Source organism: Actinomycetospora chibensis (genome assembly GCF_028737215.1).
In the GTDB taxonomy this organism is placed as follows: Bacteria; Actinomycetota; Actinomycetes; order Mycobacteriales; family Pseudonocardiaceae; genus Actinomycetospora; species Actinomycetospora chibensis.
The window spans coordinates 132,792-152,687 of sequence record NZ_JAQZAM010000010.1 but is presented as its reverse complement, the minus strand read 5'-3'; the positions used below and the strand labels follow the sequence as shown (position 1 = coordinate 152,687).

Here is a 19,896-nt window from a genome sequence, read left to right as displayed (position 1 = left end):
CCGGCGTGCGCACCGACTTCGACCCCGACGCCTTGGGCGCCGGCCGCTTCTACCAGTTCCTGACCCAGGTGATCGTGCCGCGGCCGATCGCCTGGGTGGTGACGCGGTCGGCCGACGGCGTCGACAACCTCGCCCCGCACTCCTTCTTCACGGTGGCGAGCACCGACCCGCCGATCGTGCAGTTCACCTCGGTGGGGGAGAAGGACTCGCTGCGCAACGCCGAGGCCACGGGCGAGTTCACGGTGTGCCTCACGCCCGAGAAGCTCATCGAGGAGATCAACGCCACGGCCACCGACTTCCCGGCGGACGAGAGCGAGATCGACGCGACGGGGCTGACCCGCGAACCGTCGTCGCACATCGCGACCCCGCGGATCGCCGAGTCACCCGTGGCGCTGGAGTGCCGGCTGGAGCGCACCGTCCCGCTGGGCAACTGCACGCTCGTGCTCGGCCGCGTGGTGCACGCCGTCGTCGACTCCGAGGCGCTCGTCGACGGACGTCCCGACGCCCGGCGGCTCGCGCCGATCGCCCGTCTCGGCGGTTCCGAGTGGTCCACCCTCGGCGAGGTGCTCGCCACCCCGCGCATCCGCTACGACGAGTGGCCCGGTCACTTCTCAGGGGCTGCCTCGGAGGGCTCGCCGAGCAGCTGAGGGCCGGTCTCCGGGTCGGCCAGCGCGAGCATCCGTCCGCGGGGGTCGGCGACGAGCCGTCGGGTGGCGTGGTCGAGCAGCCCCATGACGCCGGTGAGCGTCGCGCACACCTGCTCGCCGCGACGGAGCTCGGTGTCCATCCGGAACGTCTTCCCCTCGCCGAAGCGCACGTCGAGCGCCACCTCGACCACGTCGCCGACGCGGAGCTCGGCCAGGAACCGAACGGTGGACTCGAGGATCACCGGACCGAGGCCGGCGGCCGTCAGGTCCGGCACGTCGAGCCCCGCGACGCGGAGGAACTCCGTGCGCCCGTGCTCGCCGTACTGGTGGTAGACGGCGTGGTTGACGTGCCCGTTCGCGTCGGTCTCGTAGCCGCGCACCGTCACCGTCGTCGTGAACACCCTCGCGCCCTCGCCTCCGCCGGCTCCATGATCCGGGCGATCGTGGCAGGCTGCCCCGGCGGGACGGCCAGGGCGTCGGGCGCGGAGCGAGGAGGCAGCGTGCGGATCGGGATGGGCCTGAACTACAGCGGCGGTTTCGAGGAGACGGTCGCGGAGCTGGCCGAGCACGAGGCAGCCGGGCTGGACATCGTCTTCGTGCCCGAGGCCTACAGCTTCGACGCGGTCAGCCAGCTCGGGTACATCGCTGCGCGCACGAGCACCGTCGAGATCGCCTCGGGCATCCTGCAGATCTACACGCGAACCCCGTCGCTGACGGCGATGACCGCCGCGGGCCTCGACTACGTCTCGAACGGCCGGTTCACCCTCGGCATCGGGGCGTCCGGGCCGCAGGTCATCGAGGGCTTCCACGGCCTGCGCTACGACGCGCCGCTCGGGCGCACCCGCGAGATCGTCGACATCTGCCGGCAGGTGTGGCGCCGCGAGAAGGTCCAGTACTCCGGCAAGTACTACTCGATCCCCCTGCCGGCCGACCAGGGCACGGGCCTCGGCAAGCCGCTGAAGATCATCAACCACCCGGTGCGCGACCGGATCCCGATCGTCCTCGCCGCGATCGGGCCGAAGAACGTCGCCCTGACCGCCGAGGTCGCCGAGGGCTGGCTGCCGATCTTCTTCGTCCCCGAGCGGGCGCACGAGATCTGGGGCGAGTCCCTGGAGGCCGGGAAGGCGAAGCGCGACCCGGCGCTCGGCGACCTCCAGGTCTACCTCCAGGCCTCGCTGTGCATCACCGAGGACGAGGCCACCGCGCAGGCGATGCTCGACGGCATGCGCCCGTTCGTCGCGCTCTACGTCGGCGGCATGGGCGCGAAGGGCAAGAACTTCTACAACGACGTCGCCCGCCGCTACGGCTACGAGCAGGAGGCGGAGAAGATCCAGTACCTCTACCTCGACGGCAAGAAGGACGACGCCGCGGCGGCGGTCCCCGAGGAGCTCGTCCGGGCGATGTCGCTGATCGGGCCGCGCTCCTACGTCGCCGAGCGGCTGCAGGCCTTCGCCGCCGCCGGCATCACCACGATCAATGTCACGCCGCTCGCCGGCACACCCGCCGAGCGGGTGTCGTTGGTGGGGCAGGCCAAGGAACTCTGCGCCAATCTGTAGGGCCGAACCTCTAGGAGCTCCCCATGCGCGTGTTCGCCGACATCGAGGAACTGCGCGGTGCGGTGGGCGAGGACCTGGGCACCAGCCCCTGGGTCACCGTCGACCAGAAGCGCGTCGACACCTTCGCCGACGCCACCGACGACCACCAGTGGATCCACGTCGACCCGGAGGCGGCCGCCGAGGGGCCGTTCGGGAGGACCGTGGCGCACGGCTTCCTCACCGTCGCCCTCATGCCCAAGTTCGGGTGGGACACCTTCAAGGTCGAGGGCGTCTCGATGACCGTGAACTACGGGCTGAACAAGGTCCGGTTCCCGGCCCCGGTGCCCGTCGGCTCCCGTGTGCGAGGTCACTGCCGCCTGGTGGACGTCACGGACGTCCCGAACGGTGTGCAGGCCACCATCGGGGGGACCGTCGAGATCGAGGGATGGCCCAAGCCGGCGTGCGTCGCCGAGGTCATCCTGCGCTACGCGTACTAGCTCTGTCGTTGTCGAGGAGGTCGGCCGTGGCCGATGCGGTGATCTGTGAGCCCCTGCGGACCCCGGTGGGGGGCTTCGGCGGGGCGCTGCGGGACGTGGCGGCCCAGGAGCTCGCGGCGACGGTGATCCGCGAGCTGGTGTCGCGCACCGGTCTGCGGGCCGAGGACGTGGACGACGTGGCGTTCGGGCACTGCTATCCGACGATGGACGCCCCGGCGATCGGGCGGGTGGCGGCGCTGGACGCCGGGCTCGAGGTGACGGTCCCGGGGATCCAGGTCGACCGGCGCTGCGGGTCGGGGCTGCAGGCGGTGCTGTACGCGGCGATGGCGGTGCAGACCGGCGGGGCGTCGCTGGTGCTCGCCGGCGGTGCGGAGTCGATGTCGGGCGCGACGTACTACTCCCAGGCGCCGCGCTGGGGCACCAAGGCGGGCGGCTTCCAGATGAAGGACGCGCTGGCCGAGGGCCGCGTGCACGCCGGCGGCAAGGACCACCCGGTGTGGGGCGGGATGATCGAGACCGCCGAGAACGTCCGGAAGCGGTACTCGATCGGGCGCGAGGAGCAGGACCGGCTCGCGATGCGCTCGCACGAGAAGGCGACCGCGGCGGTCAAGGACGGGCGCTTCGCCGAGGAGCTGGTGGCGGTGACGGTGCCCGGGCGGAAGTCGGACACGGTCGTGGAGGCCGACGAGCACATCCGCCCGGACGCGGCGCTGGAGAAGCTCGCGACCCTCAAGCCGATCATGGGCAAGCAGGACCCGGAGGCGACGGTGACCGCCGGGAACGCCTCGGGGCAGAACGACGGCGCCGCGGTGTGCATCGTGACGACGCCTGATCGCGCGGAGCAGCTGGGCCTGCGCCCGCTGGCGCGGCTGGTGTCGTGGGGCCTGGCCGGGGTCGGGCCCGAGGTGATGGGGATCGGGCCGGTGCCGGCGACGGAGGCGGCTCTCTCCCGGGCCGGGTTGTCGCTGGCGGATCTCGACGTGATCGAGCTGAACGAGGCGTTCGCCGCCCAGGCCCTCGGGGTCGGGCGGGAGTGGGGCATCGACCTGATCACCGACGAGCGGGTGAACCCCAACGGCTCGGGCATCTCGCTGGGCCACCCCGTCGGCGCCACCGGGGTGCGGATCCTGGCGACCATGCTGCGCGAGATGGACCGTCGCGAGGCCCGCTACGGCCTCGAGACCATGTGCATCGGCGGCGGCCAGGGCCTCGCGGCGGTCTTCGAGCGGGTGCGCTGACGCACATGTGAGCACTTCGGAGTGCTGGGGCACTCCGAAGTGCTCACATGCACGAAGTGCACCTCCGAGGCTCGTCCTCCCAGCCGAGCTCCCGGAGCCGGACGCCGACGAGGACTGCCGCCTCGCACGGCTCGTGGTGCACCTCTTCCCATCCGAAGGTCATCCGTGCGCGATGGGCGAGCTCGGCGGCGTTGTCGCGGGCTCGATCACTGCGTGCCGTCGTCGTGTCGGCCTGATGGCGCCAACCGTCGAGGCGGACGATGAGTTCGCCCCGTGGCATGGCATAGAGCAGGTCCTCCGCGCGCCGGCGCCCCTCGACGACCACGGAGAACTGGCGGGTCGGCGCCGGCAGACCATGCGCTCGCTCGACGTCGAGCGCCCAATCGGCCTCGAGGACGGAGCAGACGCCGTCGCGGAGGAGCGTCACGGCATCGCGCAGGGGACGCAGGTAGCGCCGTGGTCGACGGAGCTCGATCGCCTCCTCGAGGAGCAGGGCCGGCACACGCGCCGCGGCCGCCAGGGAGGTGAAGACCCGCATGGCCTCTCGCGCGTCTCCTGCGTCGACGGCCAGGTCGAGGATCGTGTGCGCCTTCCCGACATGGGGAGGGTCGTCATCGACCGTGATGTGGGTGAACGCGCGCGACCGGTGCAGGACGACGTCGGAGCAGCCACTCCGACGTGCTCACATGCGCCGGAGGCGCACCTCAGCGGCCCCGCCAGCGGGGCTCGCGCTTCTCGCGCGCCGCGGACATGCCCTCGGCGGCGTCCTCGGTCGCGCCCGCGACGCGGCGCATGGTCTCGCCGAAGCGGATGGCGTCGGTCTCGCCCAGATACGGCGCCCGGCGGGCCATCTCCTTGATCGCCCGCTGGGCCAGAGGTGCGCCGGCGAGGAGCCGATCGGCGAGGGCCCGGGCCTCGGTGAGCAGGCCGTCGTGCGGGACGACGCGCGAGACGAGCCCCATCTCCCGGGCGCGCTCGGCGTCGACCCGCTCGCCGGTGAGCAGCAGCTCCATCGCCGGTTGCCAGCCGATGCGCTGGGGCAGGCGGATCGCGCCGACGATCGTCGGGATGCCGAGGCGGACCTCGGGGAAGCCGAACGTCGCCCGTTCGCTGGCGATCACGAGGTCGCACCAGGTGACGAGCGTGAGCCCGTAGCCCAGGCAGTGACCGTTCACCGCGGCGATGACCGGCTTGTAGATCTCCCAGCCGCTCTCGAACGAGTTGACCGTGGGGCGCTCCCAGAACGAGCCGGGGAAGTCGCCGGCGGGGTTGCCCTCGCCGCTCGCGTCCGCCCCGACGCAGAACGCCCGGCCCTCGCCGGTCACGATGCCCACCCACGCCTCGTCGTCGGCGCGGAAGCGGTCGAACGCCTCGTTGAGCCTGTCGCGCATCGCGCCGTCGATCGCGTTGAGCTTCTCGGGGCGGGAGTAGGTGATCGTCGCGACGTGCCCGTCGCGCTCGTAGGTGACGCGCTCGCTGCTCACGGTTCGCCACCGTAGGGCGCGGCGCGTTCCAGCGAAGGGCGCCCGTCGCCGCTCTATCCGGCCGAAGGTGCCCTTCGCGCGGAAACCCGCCCGCCCCGGACCCCCCCAGGGACGTCCTCGATCGGGGCCCGGTTGGCGGGAGCACGGACGCCGGGTGCATGCTTGTAGTCAGCAACCGATTGTACGGAGCATGCAATGGATTCCACGCGGCTCCCGGCACCGCCGGGGGTGGACGACCGCTGGCTGGTCTCGGACCGCCTGGGCCACCAGATGATCCGCCTGATGCGGGCGGTCGAGCGGGCGAAGGCCGGCAAGGCCGTCGGCCCGGACGGTGTCGAGCGGGCGGCCTACGTCCTGCTCGCCCGCCTCGTGCTCGAGGGACCCCGGCGCTCCAACGCGCTCGCCGAGTCGGTGCACTCCGACCCGTCCACCGTCAGCCGGCAGGTCGCCGGCCTCGTCCGGGCCGGTCTCGTCGAGCGACGTCCCGACCCCGACGACGGGCGGGCCACCCTGCTCGCCGCCACCGACGAGGGCCTGCGCGTCTTCCAGGCCAACCGCGACCGTCGCAACCGCGAGATCGGGGCGCTCACCGCGCACTGGGACGAGGCCGACCGCCTGCGGCTCGTCGAGCTCCTCGACCGGCTGACCACCGATTTCGAGAACCACCACCTCTCCAGCGCGGCGTCCTCGCCCGTGCTGGCTCCCCCGGAGGCTTCATGAGCACCACCGCTGCCCCGGCTCCGCCGGCAGCCGCCACCGCGGCGAGCAGCACCGGCTTCACCCACCGGCAGATCCTCGCCATCCTCTCCGGGCTGATGCTCGGGATGTTCCTGGCCGCGCTCGACCAGAACATCGTCGCGACCTCGATCCGCACGATCGCCGACGACCTCCAGGGCCTCAACCTGCAGGCCTGGGCGACGACGGCCTACCTGCTCACGGCCACGATCTCGACCCCGCTCTACGGCAAGCTCTCCGACCTCTACGGGCGCAAGCCGTTCTTCCTCTCCGCGATCGGGATCTTCGTCGTCGGCTCGGTGCTGTGCACCATCGCGACCTCGATGTACGAGCTCGCCGCGTACCGCGCGATCCAGGGGCTCGGCGCCGGCGGCCTGATGAGCCTCGCGCTCACGATCATCGGTGACATCGTCCCGCCGCGGGAGCGCGCCCGGTACCAGGGTTTCTTCCTCGCCGTGTTCGGGACGTCGAGCGTGCTCGGCCCCGTGATCGGCGGGTTCCTCGCGGGCCAGACCACGATCTTCGGCATCACCGGCTGGCGCTGGGTCTTCCTCGTCAACGTGCCCATCGGCATCGTCGCGTTCTTCGTCGTCTTCCGGGTGCTCAACCTGCCGCACACCCGCCGCGACCACCGCATCGACTTCCCCGGCGCGATCGCCCTCGCGGTCACGCTCGTGCCGATCCTCATCGTCGCGGAGCAGGGCCGGGAGTGGGGCTGGACCTCGACGTCGGCGATCGTCTGCTACGTCGTCGCGGCGGTCGGGCTGGTCTCGTTCCTCCTCGCCGAGCGCGCCTACGGCGACGACGCCGTGCTCCCGCTGCGGCTGTTCAACAACTCGGTGTTCAGCCTGACCTCGATCATCGCGATCATCACCGGGATCGGGCTGTTCGGCGGCATCGCGCTCGTCCCGCAGTACCTCCAGATCGTCACCGGCTCCTCGCCGACGCAGGCGGGCCTGGAGATGCTGCCGCTGGTCGGCGGCCTGATGGTGTCCTCGATCCTCTCCGGCCAGCTCACCTCCCGGACGGGCCGCTACAAGATCTTCCCGGTGATCGGCCTCGGCCTCATGACGGTCGGCCTGGTGCTGTTCCACCTGCGGCTGCATGCGGACACGCCCTACGGCGAGGTCGCCGTCCTCATGGCGATCTTCGGGCTGGGCGTCGGCCTGTGCATGCAGACCCTCGTGCTCGCGGTGCAGAACGCGGTGCCGGCCAAGGACATGGGCGTCGCGACGGCGTCGGCCACGTTCTTCCGGCAGATGGGCGGCACGCTCGGTGTCGCGGTCTTCCTGTCGATCCTGTTCTCCACCGTCGGCGACAACATCCGGACGGCGTTCGCCGCCGCCGTCGGCACCCCGGCGTTCCAGGCCGCGGCCGCGGACCCTGCGGTGGCGGCCGACCCGGCCAACGCCGTCGCGCTGAACCCGGTGACGGGCGCGGCGCAGGTCGTGCAGGACTCCTCGGTGCTGCAGCGCATGGACCCCCGCCTCGCCGAGCCGTTCCTCGTCGGGTTCGCGGACTCGATGGACCTCGTGTTCCTCGTCGCCGCCTGCGTGGTGGCGATCGGCTTCGTGCTCATCTGGTTCATGCGGGAGCTGCCGCTGCGCACGGTCTCGGGCATCCAGGCCCGCGACGAGGAGCAGGCGGCCACCCCCACCACGACCGGGGCGGCCGTCGGCGGGCCGACCGCCGGGGCAGCGGCCCTGGACACCACGGCCTCCGCGCCGCCCGTCCCGGCGGGGGCGGCCGCCGGGCCGTCCCGCCACGACGCCGAGCCCGGGTGGGGACCGCCGAGCGCGGCCGACACGCCGAGCCCCGCGCCGCGCCGCTCCACGGGACCGACCGTGCACGGCCACGTCACCGGCACGACCGGGGCCACGGTCGAGGCGGAGGACGAGGTGACCGTCTCGCTCCACGGCCTGGACGGCGCCCCGGTGGAGCGCACGGATCTCGACCCCGCCGGCGGCTTCGTCCTGCGGGCGCCCGCATCCGGGACCTACGTGCTCATCGCGAGCTCGCCGCGGCGCCGGCCCTTCGCCGAGCTGGTCACCGTGGACGGCGTCCCCGTGCGCCGCGACGTGGCCCTCGCCCGCGCGGCGACCCTGGGCGGGCGGGTCACCGAGCCCGATGGCACGGGCGTCGCCGGCGCCACCGTGACCGTCACCGACCCCACCGGCGGTGTCGTCGGCGTGCACCGCAGCGACGCCGAGGGCGTCTGGGAGGGCGGCGAGGTCGCGGCCGGGATCTACACGGTCACCGTCCTCGCTCCCGGGCGCGCGCCGCGGGCCACGCGGGTCGAGGTCGGCGACGGTGGGGGCAGGGCGGACGTGACGGTGCCGGTGGCGCGCTACACGCTCGCCGGGGCCGTGCGGGCCTCGGGCGGGGCGCCCGTGTCCGAGTCGCTGGTCGTCCTCGTCGGACGCGACGGCGGCGTGGTGGCCTCGGCGGTCACCGGTGCCGACGGCCGCTTCCAGCTCGACGACCTGGCGCCCGGGCGGCACATGCTCACCGCGAGCGGCTTCGCGCCGGTCACCGAGCAGGTCGTCGTCGACGGCACCGCCGGCCCGGTGGACGTGACGCTCACGGTGGCCCCGCCGCGTCCCGCGACCCCCGGCCCGGAGGGTGGTCGCCACGAGGCGCCGGACACGCCGGCACCGCAGGACCGCGACGACCTCACGCGGTCGGCCCCGTAGACGCCGCCACCAAGTCACGTCCGGCCGCCGGGACCTCCGGGTCCCGGCGGCCGCGTGGGCGTGCTCACCGGCTCAGTGCGTGCCCTGCTCCTCGGCCCGCTTGCGCGAGGCCTTGATCTCCAGCTCGGCGTCCGCGCGGCCGACCCACGAGGCGCCCTCGACGCTCTTGCCGGGCTCGAGGTCCTTGTAGACCTCGAAGAAGTGCTGGATCTCGAGGCGGTCGTACTCCGAGAGGTGGTGGATGTCGCGCAGGTGCTCCTGGCGGGGGTCGCCCGCCGGCACGCAGAGCAGCTTGTCGTCGCCGCCGGCCTCGTCGGTCATCCGGAACATGCCGATCGCGCGGGCTGCCACCAGGCAGCCCGGGAACGTCGGCTCCTGGATGAGGACCAGCGCGTCGAGCGGATCGCCGTCCATGCCGAGGGTGTGCTCGACGTATCCGTAGTCGGCCGGGTACTGAGTGGCCGTGAAGAGCGTCCGGTCCAGCCGCAGCCGGCCGCTCTCGTGGTCCATCTCGTACTTGTTGCGGACCCCCTTGGGGATCTCGATCAGTACGTCGAACTGCACGGTGCCGCTCACCGCTCCCTGTGCTCGCTCTTGTCGTGGCCTCGTCGGCGGCGTGGCCGGAGGGCCACGACCCGGCCTCTAGTGTGGGGTACCGACCGGGGTGCACCGTCACCTGAGTCGACGTGACCTCTCCCTCGTCCGGGGTGGGGTGAACTGCAGGTGAGGAGGGGTCCGGGGGCGTGAGCGGCGACGGTCACCGCGCGGATCCCGCGACGTCGTCCGCCGGTCGCCGGTGGATCCCGGCGCTCCTCGCGCTCGCGGTCGTCGTCGTCCTGCTCGCCGGTCTCGGCGTGGGCACGTCGCTGCAGGCGCCCTCGTTCGCCCGGTCGGTCGGGCTGCCCGTCTCGCTGCTCGGCGGGGAGGCCGCCGAGCCCCCGGAGCCCTCGACACCCCGGCTGCGCCTGGCCGCCGCCGGCGCCGACGCGCCGGTCCCGACCGAGGCCGGGCTCGCGACGGCGCTGGACGCCCGGGCCGCCGCGCTCGGCGACCTCACCGGCGCCGTCGTCGACCCCGCCACCGGCACCACCCTGTGGAACCGTCGGTCCTCCGAGCCCCAGGTCCCGGCGTCGGTGACGAAGCTGCTCACGGGCACGGCCGCCCTGCTGCGGCTCGACCCGACGATGCGCTGGACGACGACGGTCGTCGCCGGGCCGACGCCCGACTCCGTGGTGCTCGTCGGCGGCGGCGACCCGACGCTGTCGTCGCTTCCGGCCGGGCAACGGACCGTGTACCCCGACGCGGCACGGCTCGACGACCTCGTCACGGCGGTGACCGCCGCCCGCGCCGGGCAGCCGGCCGTCACGCGGGTCTACGTCGACGTCTCCCGCTACGAGAACGGCGGCGGCAACGGGGTCGCGCCGGGGTGGGACCCCACCGACGTCGCCGGCGGCTTCGTCGCGCCGATCGTGCCCGTGATGCTCGACGGGGGGCGCTCGGACCCGACCCAGCTCGACGTCCCGCGCACCGCGACGCCCGCCTCCGACGCCGCCCGCGAGCTGGGTCGTCGCCTCGCCGCCGGCGGGACCGCCCCGACCGCGACGGTCGGCACCGCGCCGCCCGGCGCGGCGGTACTCGGGCAGGTCGTCTCGCCGCCGGTCACCGAGCTCGTCCGCACGGCGCTGCAGAACTCCGACAACGTCCTCGCCGAGGCCCTCGGCCGCGAGGTCGCCCGTTCGGTCGGTCTGCCCACGACGTTCGACGGCGCGGCCCGCGCGGTGACGCAGGTGCTCGCCGAGGCGCAGATCGACACCGCCGGGGTGACGCTCGCGGACACCAGCGGGCTCTCGGTGAACAACCGCGTGCCGGCCACCGCCCTGTCCGGGGTGCTCGCCCCCGCCGCGGCCCCCGTCGGCACCGACCCACGCACCCCCGCCCTGCGGCCGCTGCTCGACGGGCTGCCCGTCGCCGGCGGCGGGGGCACGCTCGCCGACCGCTACACGCCCGGGACGCCGGCGGCGGACGGCCGCGGCTGGGTCCGCGCCAAGACCGGCACGCTCACCGCCGCCAACGCGCTCGCCGGCGTCGTCGGCACCGCCGACGGGCGGGTGCTCGTCTTCTCCTTCATGAGCAACGGCGTCGACCCGGGCAGCGCCCGACCGCGCCTCGACGCGCTGGCCGCGGCGCTGCACGACTGCGGCTGCCGCTGAGGGGCCCGCCGGCGGAGGAGGCGCGACGTACGGTGGAACCGTGACCGCCGAGCTGACCTCCGCGCCCCCGACGGGGCTGCCCGTCGACTGGGACCTCGCCGCCGGCACCGGGGTACGCCTGGTCTCCGCGGGGCCGTCGGTGACGCCCGAGGAGGCGGCCATCGAGGTCGCGCGGCTGCGTGACGGCGCCCGGGTCGGCGAGGGCCACGTGCGGGCGCTCACCGGGCTCGGCGCCGGCCTGCCCGTGCCCGACGCCGACGTCGTCGACCGGCCCGGGTGGATCCGCTCCGCGGTCGACGGCGTCGCCACGCTGCTCGAGGACACCCCGGGCCCCCGCGCGCCGGAGGGCCTCGTCGGCGACGCGTTCGGCCGCGTCACGCGCTCGGCGGCCGGCCTGCAGATGGGCACGCTGCTGGCGTTCCTCGGCAGCAGGGTGCTGGGTCAGTACGACCCGTTCGGCGGCCCGGAGAAGGCCGGGCGCCTGTTGCTCGTCGCGCCCAACGTCGTCGCCGCGCGCCGCGCCCTCGACGTCGATGCCGAGGATTTCGCCCTGTGGGTCTGCCTGCACGAGGCCACCCACCGGCTCCAGTTCACGGCCGTCGACTGGTTGCGCGACCACTTCCGCTCCGAGGTCGCCGCGTTCGCGGGCGGGTTCGACCGCACCGCGTCGGGCGCCGTCGACCGCCTGCCCGAGATCGTCAGGGCGGTGCGCCGCGACCCGCCGCGCGACGGGCTCGCCCTGGTCGAGATGTTCCAGGGACCGGAGCAGCGCGAGGTGCTCGACCGGCTGCTCGCCCTCACCACGCTGCTCGAGGGCCACGCCGAGCACGTGATGGACGCCGTCGGCCCCGAGGTCGTCGGGTCGGTGTCCACGATCCGGGCGCGCTTCACCACCCGGCGCCGGGGCGGCAGCCTCGTCGACCGGCTCCTGCGCACGCTGCTGGGCGTCGACGCCAAGATCAAGCAGTACGAGCAGGGACGGGTGTTCGTCGACCACGTCGTCGACGCCGTCGGCCTCGACGGGCTCAACGCCGTCTGGACCTCGCCGGACACCCTGCCCCGGCGCGCGGAGATCACCGACCCCGCGGCCTGGCTCGCCCGCCTCCACGGCTGACGCCCCGCTCGTGCGCGTCCCGGAGCCGGTGGCCGAGGTCCGCCGCGCGGTGCGCCAGGCCGTGCCCGGGGGAGCGGACGGCCCGTTCGCGGTGATCGTCGCGTGCTCGGGCGGGGCGGACTCGCTCGCCCTCGCCGCCGCGGCGGTCCACGTCGCGCCGGGGCCGGTGCTCGGCGTCGTCGTCGACCACGGCCTCCAGGGCGGCTCGGACGAGCACGCGGCGCGGACGGCGGCGCTCCTCCGCGACCTGGGGGCGGCGCGCGCCGACGTCGTCGCCGTCGAGGTCGGCACCTCCGGCGGGCCCGAGGCCGCCGCGCGGGCAGCCCGGTACGCGGCGCTGCGCTCGATCTCACAGCAGCACGGGGACGCGCCCGTGCTGCTCGGTCACACGCTCGACGACCAGGCCGAGACGGTGCTCCTGGGACTCGGCCGCGGATCGGGCGCTCGCTCGCTCGCGGGCATGGCCGCCTGGGACCCGCCGTGGTGCCGCCCCCTGCTGGGCGTGCGGCGCGCGACCACCCGCGCGGCGTGCGCGGCCGCCGGCCTCGCGGTGTGGGACGACCCCCACAACGCCGACCCGCGCTACACCCGCGTCCGGCTGCGCCACGAGGTCCTTCCCCTGCTCGAGGACGTGCTGGCCGGCGGCGTGGCGCCCGCCCTGGCTCGCACCGCCGCCCAGCTCGCCGACGACGACGCCACGCTCACCGCCCTGGCCGACGGGCGTCGTCATGAGCTGGTCGACGACGACGGCGCCCTCGACGCCGTCGCCCTCGCGGTCGACCCGCCCGCGATCCGGCGGCGGGTGCTGCGGGGGTGGCTGCACGCCGCCGGGGTCGCGGAGCTCAGTGACGCGCATCTCCGCGCCGTCGACGCGCTCGTCGCCGCGTGGCGCGGCCAGGGCGCACCTCCCCTCCCGGGCGGGTTGGAGGTCGTGCGGGCTCGTGGCAGGCTGCGCGTGGCCGCGGCCGGAGCAGGGACTGCGCCACACGCCCCACCACCGATCTGCTGAGGAGCTCGACAACGGTGTACGACGGCGACATCGCGTCCGTGCTGGTCACCGAGGAGCAGATCCAGAGCAAGATCGCCGACCTGGCGACCGAGATCGGCGCCGCGTACGGCGAGCACGACCAGGACCTCGTCCTCGTCGGCGTGCTCAAGGGCGCCGTGATGTTCATGACGGACCTCGCGCGCAAGCTCCCGATGCCCACGCAGCTCGAGTTCATGGCCGTGAGCTCCTACGGGTCGTCGACGTCGTCCTCGGGCGTCGTCCGGATCCTCAAGGACCTCGACCGCGACATCTCCGGGCGCCACGTCCTGATCGTCGAGGACATCATCGACTCGGGGCTGACGCTGTCCTGGCTGCGCAAGAACCTGGAGTCGCGCGGGCCGGCGTCGCTGCAGGTCGTCACCCTCCTGCGCAAGCCCGAGGCGGCCAAGCTCGACGTGGACGTCGCCTACATCGGCTTCGACATCCCCAACGAGTTCGTCGTCGGCTTCGGCCTCGACTACGCCGAGCGCTACCGCGACCTGCCCTACATCGGCACGCTCGACCCGCACGTCTACGCCTGAACCGTCACTCACCCAGTGCGGACCCGGGCGTCGGGGACGCGTGACGTGGGGATAGCGTCCGCCACATGGCCGGTGGGCGTCGCTCTCTGTGGATCGTCAACGGGCTGATCGTGCTGGTCGTGCTGCTCGCCGCGGGCGGCGCCGTGGTGGCCCTGTCCTCGAGCGGCACGGACGACGCCGGCCTGCGCACCACCCCGGTGGGCCGCGGCACGGTCGCCGAGACCGTCACTGCCTCCGGCGCCGTGACCAGCGCCCGGAGCTCCACGCTCAACTTCGCCGCCGGCGGACGCGTCGAGGACGTCCGGGTGGCCATCGGGGAGACCGTCACGGCGGGCGAGGTCGTCGCCACCCTCGACCCGGAGTACGCCGAGGCGAACCTCGAGGCCGCGCGCGCCCAGCGGGACTCCGCCCGCCAGCAGCTGCGCGACGCCCGCGAGGCACGCGACGAGCCGACGACCACCGCCGCGCCGGCCCAGCAGCCCGCGGCGCAGCAGCTGGCGGCGGGCGGCACGATGCCGCCGGCCGCGCAGCCGACGGCCGGCCAGCAGCCCCAGGTTCAGCAGCAGCCCGCGCCGGCCCAGCAACAGCCGCCGCCGAGCCAGCCGCCCTCGAGCCAGCAGCAGCCCCAGCAGCAGAACGCTCCGCTGGTCGGCGTCCACGGCTTCTCCTCGCAACCGAAGGCCGCCGCCCCGACGCCCACGCCCACGCCGACGCCGGGCACCGGCACCGGCAGCACCGGGTCCGGAGCCGCCGGCGGGTCGGGCGCGGGCGCCGCGGGAGGCGCCGCCGGTGCCTCGACCCCCGAGGGCGCCGTGGCCTCGGCGGAGGCGGCGCTCGCGCAGGCCGAGGCGTCGGTCATCCAGGCCGAGCAGTCCGCCGACGACCTCGAGCTCTCGTCCCCGCAGGACGGCACGGTCGTCAGCCTCGACATCGGCCCCGGCCAGATCGTGTCGGCCGGCGCCACGGTGAGCAGCTCGACGACGTCGGGCAACCCGACCGGCGGCACGCTGCCCGACGGCACCGCGGGCGGGACCGGGGCCGGCGCCTCCGCGGCGGCCGGTGCGGCCTCGGGCGGGGCCGGTGCGCAGTCGGGCGGGGGGACCGCGTCGGTCACGGGGTCGCCGACGGCTCCGGCGGCCATGACCGTCCTCGATCTCACGACCCTCCAGATCCGCGCGGACGTCCCCGAGCTCGACGTCGGGCGGCTGACGGTCGGGCAGCCGGTGGAGGTCTCGGTCAACGCGCTGCCCGGGCAGGCGCTGCCCGGCATCGTGAGCGCGGTCGACCTGCTGCCCGGCGCCGGCACCTCGGTCGAGTACGGCACCGCCGTCACGCTCACCACCCCGCCACCGAACCTGCGGCCGGGGATGTCCGCGAGCGTCGCGGTGACCGTCGCGCAGTCGCCGAACGTCGCGTTCCTCCCGTCGGTGGCCGTGACGCCGATCGGCGGCGAGGGCGCGACCTCCGGGACCGTGCAGGTCCTCGGGCCCGACGGCCTCCCGCAGGCCCGCACCGTCGGGCTGGGGCTGAGCTCGGACACGCTGACCGAGATCCGCTCCGGCCTCGCGCCCGGCGAGCTCGTCGTCCTGCCCGACCCGAACACCGGCAACGCCTTCGCGCCGGGCCAGCCGCCGCCGCGTCTCGACAACAACGGTGGTGGCGGCTCCGGCGGGGGCGGGTGACGGTGTCGGCCATCGAGGGCGTCGGGGAGGTCGAGCACGTCCTCGACGTCCGCGGCCTCTCGAAGGTCTACGGCGAGGGCGAGACCGCGGTCCACGCGCTGCGGGACGTCGACTTCAGCGTCCGCCGCGGGGAGTACGTCGCGGTCATCGGCCAGTCGGGGTCGGGCAAGTCGACGCTGCTCAACATGCTCGGCTGTCTCGACGCCCCGACCTCGGGTCGCTACCTGCTCGAGGGTCTCGACGTCGCGAACCTCGACGAGCGCCAGCAGGCCGTGCTGCGCAACCGGCAGATCGGCTTCATCTTCCAGGCGTTCAACCTCATCCCGCGCACGACGGCGCTCGCCAACGTCGAGCTGCCGCTGGTCTACGCGGGTGTCGGGCGGCGGGTGCGCCGCGAGCGGGCGGAGGCGGCGCTCTCGCTCGTCGGGCTCGAGGGACGGTCCGACCACCGTCCCAACCAGCTCTCCGGCGGGCAGCAGCAGCGGGTCGCGGTGGCCCGCGCCCTGGTCACCACCCCGGCGCTGCTGCTGGCCGACGAGCCCACCGGCAACCTCGACACGGCGAGCACCACCGACGTGCTCGGGTTGTTCGACCGCCTGCACGAGGCCGGCCGCACCATCGTGATCATCACTCACGACGACGAGGTGGCCGCGCGGGCCGAGCGCGTGGTCGTCGTCACCGACGGTCGGCTCACCGAGGCGGCGCGACGGTGAGCGTCATCGAGATCGTCCGCTTTGCGATGCGCGGCCTGATCGCCAACCGGCTGCGGTCGCTGCTGACGATGCTCGGGATCATCATCGGGATCGCCGCGGTCATCCTGCTGACGGCGCTGGGCAACGGGGCGTCGGTCTACATCCAGAGCCAGATCGCGGGCCTGGGCGCCAACAGCATCACGGTCCTGCCGCGCCAGCCCCCCGAGACCGCGGGCACCGACGGACGCCCGCTGACCTCGGCCGACGCCCGGGCGCTCGCCGATCCCCAGGGCGCCCCGGACGTCGCGTCGGTGTCCCCGGTGGTGACGCTCTCGGCGACCACCGCCGCCGGCCGGGCGACCAGCGACGTCACCGTCGTCGGCAGCACCCCGTCCTACTTCTCGGGCGCCAACGTGCAGATGGGCACCGGCCGCTTCTACACCGACGCCGACGTCGAGGCGGGCCGCAAGGTCGTGCTGCTCGGCCGGACGGTCGCCGACGACCTGTTCGGCGCCGGTTCGGACCCGGTGGGACAGAACGTGCTGGTGGACGACGTGCCGTTCCTCGTGATCGGCACCCTCGCGCCGGCCGGCCAGGGGCAGGGGCTGTCGAACCCCGACGAGAACATCCTCGCCCCGCTGACCGCCGTACAGGGTTCGCTGACGGGCTTCGGCAACCTGAGCCAGATCGTCGTGCAGGCCCGGTCCACCGAGGCGCAGGCCGCCGCCGAGAGCGAGATCAACTCGATCCTCGACCGCCGCCACGGCATCGACGGCGTCGACGCCCGCGACTACCAGGTGATCAGCGCCCGCCAGCTCGCCGACGTCCTCGACCAGACCCTCTCGGCGTTCACGCTGCTGCTCGCCGCGATCGCGGCGATCTCGCTGGTGGTCGGCGGGATCGGGATCACGAACATCATGCTGGTGTCGGTCACGGAGCGGACCCGGGAGATCGGGATCCGCAAGGCCCTCGGGGCGCCGCCGTCGGCGATCCTCGGGCAGTTCCTCGTCGAGTCGATCATCCTCAGCGTGGTCGGCGGCATCCTCGGCGTCGCGGTCGGCTACGCCGGGACGCTCGTGCCACTCGGCGACTTCCGGCCCGTGATCCTGCCCGCCGCGGTGGTGGCCGCCGTCGCGGTGTCGGCCGCCATCGGCATCTTCTTCGGCGCCTACCCCGCCCGCCGCGCCGCCCGCCTGCGGCCCATCGACGCCCTGCGCCGGGAGTGACACCCGTGGACCTCCAGGAGGAGCCGTGACCCAGCCCGACCCCGACGAGGGGACGTCGACGGACACCGAGCCGTCGCGGGACGACCGCGACGCGAGCGACGGCCGTGACGACGGCCGTGATGCCGAGGCCCCCACGGCGGTGCACACGCCCGACGCCGCGCCCACCGAGCAGTTCCCGGTCCCGCCGCCCCCGGCGCGCCGGTCGGGGCCGGCCCGGCAGACCCGGCCCGCGCCCCGGCAGGACGACGCTGCGTCGGTGCTCGACCGCCCCGTCGACGACGTCGACCTGGCCACCCGCCTGCAGCGGCCCGGGCTCGCGCGCTCCACCCGGATCCTGCTGCTGGTGCTCGGCGGGGTCGTCTGCCTGGCGCTCGGGGCCTTCATCGGCCGCGCGACCGCCCCGGACACCGGGCCCGGCTCGGTACCCGACCTGCTCGGCGTCGTCGAGTCCGTCCAGCCGACGGGCGGCGGCTTCCCGATCGTCACCGTCCGCTCCGGCGACGGCACCCTCACGCCGCTGCGCACCACGGCGGGCACCGGCGTCGCCGTCCCGCGCCCCGACGGCCCGGCCGGCCTGCGGGTGGGCCAGCAGGTGACGGTGCACGCCGAGCGCGGCGCCGACGGCGCGATCACCGCGGTGCGCGTGGACGTGCCCGCGGGGTCCTGAGCGCTCGCAGGGTGGTGGAGCGAGGGTCACCCCGACTGCGTGGGAGGCAGCGAGGGCGTCCCTCGCTCACCGCCGCCCGCGGACCCGAGGTGGAGCGAGGGTCACCCTGCCTGCGCTGGATGCACCCGAGGTGACCCTCGCTCCCAGACGCCCGCGAGCCCCACGCCGGTGATCCACCCCGGGAGCGCGCCGGCCCGCTAGCCTCCCCCCGTGGCCGACCAGGGTGCAGCTGCAGAGATCGCCGCCGGATATGCGACCGAGGCGGGGGCGCTCGAGCTGGGAGCGGTCGTGATCGACGGCGTCGCGGTGCCGGAGGCGCACGTCCGCATCCCGTTCGCGACGCTGAACCGCCACGGCCTCGTGGCCGGCGCGACCGGCACGGGCAAGACCAAGACGCTGCAGAACCTCGCCGAGCAGTGCTCCGCAGCCGGGGTCCCGGTGCTGCTCGCCGACATCAAGGGCGACCTCTCCGGTCTCGCGCGCGAGGGCGAGACGTCCGACCGCGTCACCCAGCGCGCGCACGAGACCGGGGACGACTGGGCCCCGACGGCCTACCCCGTGCAGTTCCTCTCGCTCGGGCAGGGGATCGGCGTGCCGGTCCGCGCGACGATCACCGGGTTCGGGCCGATCCTGCTGTCCAAGGTGCTCGGGCTCAACGAGACCCAGGAGTCGACGCTCGGGCTGATCTTCCACTGGGCCGACGGCCAGGGCCTCGCGCTGCTGGACACCAAGGACCTGCGCTCGGTCATCCAGTACCTGATCTCCGACGAGGGCAAGGCCGAGCTCAAGGGCATCGGCGGGGTCTCGGCGTCGACGGCCGGCGTCATCCTGCGGGCGCTCGTCAACCTCGAGGCCCGGGGCGGCGACGAGTTCTTCGGCGAGCCCGAGTTCGACCCGGAGGACCTGCTCGTCGTCGAGCCCGACGGGCCGTTCCAGGGGCGAGGGCGGGTGACGCTGCTCGAGCTCGCCGACCAGCAGGCCGACCCGACGCTCTACTCGACGTTCCTCATGTGGCTGCTCGCCGAGCTGTTCGAGGAGCTCCCCGAGGCCGGCGACGTCGAGAAGCCGAAGCTCGTCTTCTTCTTCGACGAGGCGCACCTGCTCTTCAACGACGCCTCGAAGGCGTTCCTCGACCGCATCGAGCAGACGGTCAAGCTCATCCGCTCCAAGGGCGTCGGCGTCTTCTTCTGCACCCAGCAGCCCACCGACGTCCCCAATGACGTGCTCTCCCAGCTCGGGGCGCGCGTGCAGCACGCCCTGCGCGCGTTCACCCCCGACGACCAGAAGGCGCTGACGAAGACGGCGCGGACGTACCCGAAGAGCGCGGTCTACGACATCGAGGAGCTGCTGACGACGCTGGGCACCGGCGAGGCCCTCGTCACCGTGCTCTCCGAGCGGGGGGCGCCGACGCCCGTGGCCTGGACGCGGGTGCGCGCACCGCGCTCGCTGATGACCGCGATCGGGGAGCCCGCGGTCACCGAGGCGGCCCAGGGCTCGCCCCTGTGGCCGAAGTACGGCACGCCCATCGACCGCGAGTCGGCCCACGAGAAGCTCGCGGCACGCACGGGGGCGACGAGCGCGCCGGGCACGCCGCCGGCCGAGCCGGTGCCGCCGCAGCAGGCCCCGCAGGAGGCACCGCCGCAGGCTCCGCCGCCCGCCGAGGACGAGGGCCCGGGCATGGTCGAGAAGGCGATGGCCAACCCGGCGGTGAAGTCCTTCGTCCGCTCTCTCGCCAGCCAGCTCGGTCGTGAGATCACCCGCGGGCTGTTCGGGACCGCGCGCCGCCGTCGCTGAGGGCCACCGGTCTTGCGCGCCCGGACCACCGTCGGGTCCGCGGGGTACATTGAGCAGATCAGGGCCCCACGGACGTCCGTGCGTGGGCGGACCCCGAGCCGAGACGACTGACA

Annotated in this window: 19 protein-coding genes; 15 read left to right on the top strand and 4 right to left on the bottom strand. The window is 74.3% G+C overall.

Features of this window, described 5'->3' with window-relative positions:
• Window positions 1-5 precede the first annotated feature (5 nt).
• Entirely contained in the window at window positions 6-647 is a 642-nt protein-coding gene (locus PH189_RS16950) for a flavin reductase family protein (RefSeq protein WP_274189982.1), read from the top strand.
• Here PH189_RS16950 and PH189_RS16945 read toward each other — a convergent pair.
• Window positions 605-1,048, bottom strand: a complete 444-nt coding sequence (locus tag PH189_RS16945) for an acyl-CoA thioesterase (protein ID WP_274189981.1) — start codon at window positions 1,046-1,048, stop codon at window positions 605-607. The genes PH189_RS16950 and PH189_RS16945 overlap by 43 nt on opposite strands.
• 99 nt (window positions 1,049-1,147) lie before the next feature.
• Between PH189_RS16945 and PH189_RS16940 the strand changes: the two genes are divergently transcribed.
• The 3 genes from PH189_RS16940 to PH189_RS16930 are packed head-to-tail and all read left to right on the top strand — an operon-like array spanning window position 1,148 to window position 3,917.
• On the top strand, window positions 1,148-2,203 hold the full coding sequence (locus PH189_RS16940; protein ID WP_274189980.1) for an LLM class F420-dependent oxidoreductase: 1,056 nt from the start codon (window positions 1,148-1,150) through the stop codon (window positions 2,201-2,203).
• Between the two features lie 23 nt (window positions 2,204-2,226).
• Window positions 2,227-2,679, top strand: coding sequence for a MaoC family dehydratase (locus PH189_RS16935; protein WP_274189979.1), 453 nt, complete (start codon window positions 2,227-2,229; stop codon window positions 2,677-2,679).
• A gap of 26 nt (window positions 2,680-2,705) precedes the next feature.
• On the top strand, window positions 2,706-3,917 hold the full coding sequence (locus PH189_RS16930) for an acetyl-CoA C-acetyltransferase (RefSeq protein ID WP_274189978.1): 1,212 nt from the start codon (window positions 2,706-2,708) through the stop codon (window positions 3,915-3,917).
• 43 nt (window positions 3,918-3,960) lie between these two features.
• On the opposite strand, the gene PH189_RS16925 is transcribed toward PH189_RS16930, so the two are convergent.
• Both PH189_RS16925 and PH189_RS16920 read right to left on the bottom strand, forming a co-directional pair.
• Window positions 3,961-4,455 (bottom strand): hypothetical protein, encoded by a 495-nt coding sequence (locus PH189_RS16925; protein WP_274189977.1) that lies wholly within the window; start codon window positions 4,453-4,455, stop codon window positions 3,961-3,963.
• A gap of 166 nt (window positions 4,456-4,621) precedes the next feature.
• Window positions 4,622-5,401, bottom strand: a complete 780-nt coding sequence (locus PH189_RS16920; RefSeq protein WP_274189976.1) for an enoyl-CoA hydratase/isomerase family protein — start codon at window positions 5,399-5,401, stop codon at window positions 4,622-4,624.
• A gap of 195 nt (window positions 5,402-5,596) precedes the next feature.
• Here PH189_RS16920 and PH189_RS16915 point away from each other — a divergent pair, with 195 nt between their 5' ends.
• The gene (locus tag PH189_RS16915) at window positions 5,597-6,121 is read left to right on the top strand and encodes a MarR family winged helix-turn-helix transcriptional regulator (protein WP_274189975.1); all 525 of its coding nucleotides are present in this window, start codon (window positions 5,597-5,599) and stop codon (window positions 6,119-6,121) included.
• Window positions 6,118-8,829, top strand: a complete 2,712-nt coding sequence (locus PH189_RS16910) for an MFS transporter (RefSeq protein ID WP_274189974.1) — start codon at window positions 6,118-6,120, stop codon at window positions 8,827-8,829. Before PH189_RS16915 ends, PH189_RS16910 begins: the two co-directional genes overlap by 4 nt.
• 72 nt (window positions 8,830-8,901) lie before the next feature.
• On the opposite strand, the gene PH189_RS16905 is transcribed toward PH189_RS16910, so the two are convergent.
• Window positions 8,902-9,393: an inorganic diphosphatase gene (locus PH189_RS16905; protein ID WP_274190087.1), complete on the bottom strand. Its 492-nt coding sequence runs from the start codon at window positions 9,391-9,393 to the stop codon at window positions 8,902-8,904.
• Window positions 9,394-9,572: 179 nt separating this feature from the next.
• Here PH189_RS16905 and dacB point away from each other — a divergent pair, with 179 nt between their 5' ends.
• The 9 genes from dacB to PH189_RS16860 all read left to right on the top strand — a co-directional run bounded on the left by dacB (window position 9,573) and on the right by PH189_RS16860 (window position 19,783).
• Window positions 9,573-11,039: a D-alanyl-D-alanine carboxypeptidase/D-alanyl-D-alanine endopeptidase gene (dacB, locus tag PH189_RS16900; RefSeq protein ID WP_274189973.1), complete on the top strand. Its 1,467-nt coding sequence runs from the start codon at window positions 9,573-9,575 to the stop codon at window positions 11,037-11,039.
• Between the two features lie 40 nt (window positions 11,040-11,079).
• Window positions 11,080-12,153, top strand: a complete 1,074-nt coding sequence (locus PH189_RS16895) for a zinc-dependent metalloprotease (RefSeq protein WP_274189972.1) — start codon at window positions 11,080-11,082, stop codon at window positions 12,151-12,153.
• Window positions 12,154-12,163: 10 nt separating this feature from the next.
• Window positions 12,164-13,162, top strand: a complete 999-nt coding sequence (gene tilS / locus PH189_RS16890) for a tRNA lysidine(34) synthetase TilS (protein ID WP_274189971.1) — start codon at window positions 12,164-12,166, stop codon at window positions 13,160-13,162.
• 14 nt (window positions 13,163-13,176) lie between these two features.
• Window positions 13,177-13,722, top strand: a complete 546-nt coding sequence (gene hpt / locus PH189_RS16885; RefSeq protein WP_274189970.1) for a hypoxanthine phosphoribosyltransferase — start codon at window positions 13,177-13,179, stop codon at window positions 13,720-13,722.
• Between the two features lie 65 nt (window positions 13,723-13,787).
• Window positions 13,788-15,404: an efflux RND transporter periplasmic adaptor subunit gene (locus tag PH189_RS16880; protein ID WP_274189969.1), complete on the top strand. Its 1,617-nt coding sequence runs from the start codon at window positions 13,788-13,790 to the stop codon at window positions 15,402-15,404.
• A 2-nt stretch (window positions 15,405-15,406) separates the two neighbouring features.
• Window positions 15,407-16,117, top strand: a complete 711-nt coding sequence (locus PH189_RS16875; RefSeq protein WP_274189968.1) for an ABC transporter ATP-binding protein — start codon at window positions 15,407-15,409, stop codon at window positions 16,115-16,117.
• Window positions 16,114-17,322: an ABC transporter permease gene (locus PH189_RS16870; RefSeq protein WP_274189967.1), complete on the top strand. Its 1,209-nt coding sequence runs from the start codon at window positions 16,114-16,116 to the stop codon at window positions 17,320-17,322. Before PH189_RS16875 ends, PH189_RS16870 begins: the two co-directional genes overlap by 4 nt.
• Before the next feature lie 25 nt (window positions 17,323-17,347).
• Window positions 17,348-17,989: a hypothetical protein gene (locus PH189_RS16865; RefSeq protein WP_274189966.1), complete on the top strand. Its 642-nt coding sequence runs from the start codon at window positions 17,348-17,350 to the stop codon at window positions 17,987-17,989.
• 210 nt (window positions 17,990-18,199) lie between these two features.
• Window positions 18,200-19,783, top strand: coding sequence for a helicase HerA-like domain-containing protein (locus PH189_RS16860; RefSeq protein WP_274189965.1), 1,584 nt, complete (start codon window positions 18,200-18,202; stop codon window positions 19,781-19,783).
• Window positions 19,784-19,896 lie beyond the last annotated feature (113 nt).